The sequence below is a fragment of the Roseicyclus sp. genome (assembly GCF_052168335.1).
Classification (GTDB): domain Bacteria; phylum Pseudomonadota; class Alphaproteobacteria; order Rhodobacterales; family Rhodobacteraceae; genus Roseibacterium.
Window position 1 is genome coordinate 1 of sequence record NZ_JBQLZP010000432.1, and the last position, 2768, is coordinate 2768.

At 69.1% G+C, this 2768-nt stretch carries 2 protein-coding genes; both read right to left on the bottom strand.

Annotated elements, in window-relative coordinates; all coding sequences use genetic code 11:
* Positions 1-572: AI-2E family transporter (locus tag ACTS11_RS13205; protein ID WP_442640772.1), on the bottom strand; the 572-nt coding region annotated here is incomplete at its 3' end.
* 310 nt (positions 573-882) lie between these two features.
* On the bottom strand, positions 883-2768 hold a 1886-nt coding region (locus ACTS11_RS13210; protein ID WP_442640773.1), incomplete at its 5' end, for an adenosylcobalamin-dependent ribonucleoside-diphosphate reductase.

Below are 2768 nucleotides of genomic sequence, written 5' to 3' on the forward strand. Positions count from 1 at the left end.
ATGCGGTCGTTGATCCGTGCAAGAAGGGACAGGGCCCGTTCGCCCGCCTCCTCGCCGCCCGCGGCGATGACCAGCTTGCGCGCCATCACGCCCCGCTCGGCCATGAAGAAGCTTGCATAGAGGACGACGAGGAACAATGTCACCCCGAACCCCCGCAGCGACAGCAGAGCCGGCGTGATCCAGGTGCGGACGTCCAGCTGGTCGAGCGTGGCGCGGCGGACGTTCTCCCAGGTGGGCTCGTCCTCGATCCCGAGGAGGCTCGCGCTGCGCGTCACCAGCGCATCGAGGTTCGCCTCGTAGCGCGGCAGGGCCGCCGCGACCTGCGCGAGGTTGTTGATGATCAGGATGAACAGCAGGACGACGGCGACGGCGAAGGCGAGCAGGATGAGCCCGCGCCGCGCGATGCCCGGCAATCGTCCGAGGACGGGCAGTCCGGTCATGGCTTCCGCCGCGGTCGACAGGACGTAGACCGAGATGACGGCCGCGATCAGCGGGACGAAAACGGGTCGTCCCACCCAGAGGACCCACCCCAGCATCAGCGCGAGGGCCAGGGCGTAGGTAGCATTCCGCATGGGCCTCGATCCTGCGTCCGTGTCCTGTTGCAGCCTGACCTTCCTTCAGGACCAGATTGCATTTGGCAATAGTCGCGGCGCAACGGGCGGGGCCATGTCGACGCCATCGACCGGCCCGGGCGGGCTGTAAGGCGACGCGGCCGGCGGAAGGCTTCGAGACCGCCGGACCGGAGCGATTGCCGGAACCGGCGCGTTCGCGGCCCATCGCCCCTTCCCCCCGCCGGTTCGGCAATCTCTCGATCCGGGCCCTTCCCGCCGCGGCGGCGGCCGGCCAACGATCGGTGGTCACTTCAGGAGGACGCCGGCCCGCTCAACCGCATTTGGAGTAGCCGCAGCTGCCGCAGGTGAGGCAGCCCTCGACCATCCGCATGTCGAACTGGCCGCAGGACGGGCAGGACGCGCCGCGCGGGCGGCCGAGGTTGACGACCTCCGCCTGCGGGTCGGACTTGAGGCCCATCCCCTCGCCGTCGATGAAGCCGATGGAGATCAGGTGCCGCTCGATCACCCCGCCGATGGCCGCGAGGATGGAAGGCACGTACTTCCCGTTCATCCAGGCACCGCCGCGGGGGTCGAACACGGCCTTCAGCTCCTCCACCACGAAGGAGACGTCGCCGCCGCGCCGGAACACCGCCGAGATCATCCGCGTCAGCGCCACGATCCAGGCGTAGTGCTCCATGTTCTTGGAGTTGATGAAGATCTCGAAGGGCCGCCGGTGCCCGTTCAGGATGATGTCGTTGATCGTGATGTAGAGCGCGTGGTCGCTGTCGGGCCACTTGAGCTTGTAGGTATGCCCCTCGAGCGATTGCGGCCGGTCGAGCGGTTCGGACATGTAGATGACCTCGCCGTTGCGCGCGGTCTCGGCGGCCACGGCCCCATCGCTCTTGCCCTTCTCCTCCGAGACGCTCAGCACGCTGCCCGTCACGTCGTTCGGGCGGTACGTCGTGCAGCCCTTGCAGCCGGTCTCGTAGGCTTCGAGGTAGACGTCCTTGAACGCCTCGAAGCCGATGTCGGCGGGCACGTTGATCGTCTTGGAGATGGACGAGTCGATCCAGGGCTGCGCGGCGGCCTGCATCCGGACGTGGTCCATCGGCGCGAGGTCCTGCGCGGTCACGAACTGGTCGGGCAGGTCCGCATCGCCGTGGAGGTCGCGCCACATCTGTACGGCGTAGTCCACGACCTCCTCCTCCGTCCGCGACCCGTCGGGCTGGAGCACCTTGCGGGTGTAGGACGTGGCGAAGACCGGCTCGATCCCCGAGGAGACATTGCCGGCGAAGAGGCTGATGGTCCCCGTGGGCGCGATCGAGGTCAGGAGCGCGTTGCGGAGGCCATGCTCCGCGATCAGCGCCTGCACCTCCGGGTCGAGGCGGCGGATCATCGGGGCGTCGGCATAGGCCTTCGCGTCGAAGAGGGGGAAGGCCCCCTTCTCGCCCGCGATCAGCGCCGAGGCGCGGTAGGCGGCGTTCGCGATGAGGCGCATCCAGTCGCCGGTGGTCTCCACCGCCTCGGGGCTGCCGTAACGCAGCCCCGTCATGGCGAGCGCGTCGGCGAGGCCGGTGACGCCGAGACCGATCCGCCGCTTGGCCTGCGCCTCCTGCGCCTGCGCCTCGAGGGGGAAGCGGCTTGCGTCCACGACATTGTCCATCATGCGGATGGCGGTCGCCACCAGCGCGGCCAGTTCGCCCGCGTCGATCCGCGCCGTCTCGGTGAAGGGATCGCGCACCAGCCGCGCGAGGTTGACCGAGCCCAGCAGGCACGCGCCATAGGGCGGCAGCGGCTGCTCGCCGCAGGGATTGGTCGCCGCGATCGTCTCGGCGTAGCTCAGGTTGTTCTCGGCGTTGATGCGGTCGATGAAGATGACGCCGGGCTCGGCATAATCGTAGGTCGCCCGCATCATCCGGTTCCAGAGGTCGCGCGCCCGGATCGTCCTGTAGACCTGCCCGCCGAAGACCAGCTCCCACGGGCCGTCCGCCTTCACCGCCTCCATGAAGGCGTCGGTGGCGAGCACGCTGACGTTGAACATGCGCAGGCGGGCGGGGTCCGCCTTGGCGGCGATGAAGTCCTCCACGTCCGGGTGGTCGCAGCGCATCGTCGCCATCATCGCGCCCCGCCGCGAGCCCGCCGACATGATCGTGCGGCACATGGCGTCCCAGACGTCCATGAAGCTCAAGGGGCCCGAGGCGTCCGCCGCCACGCCCG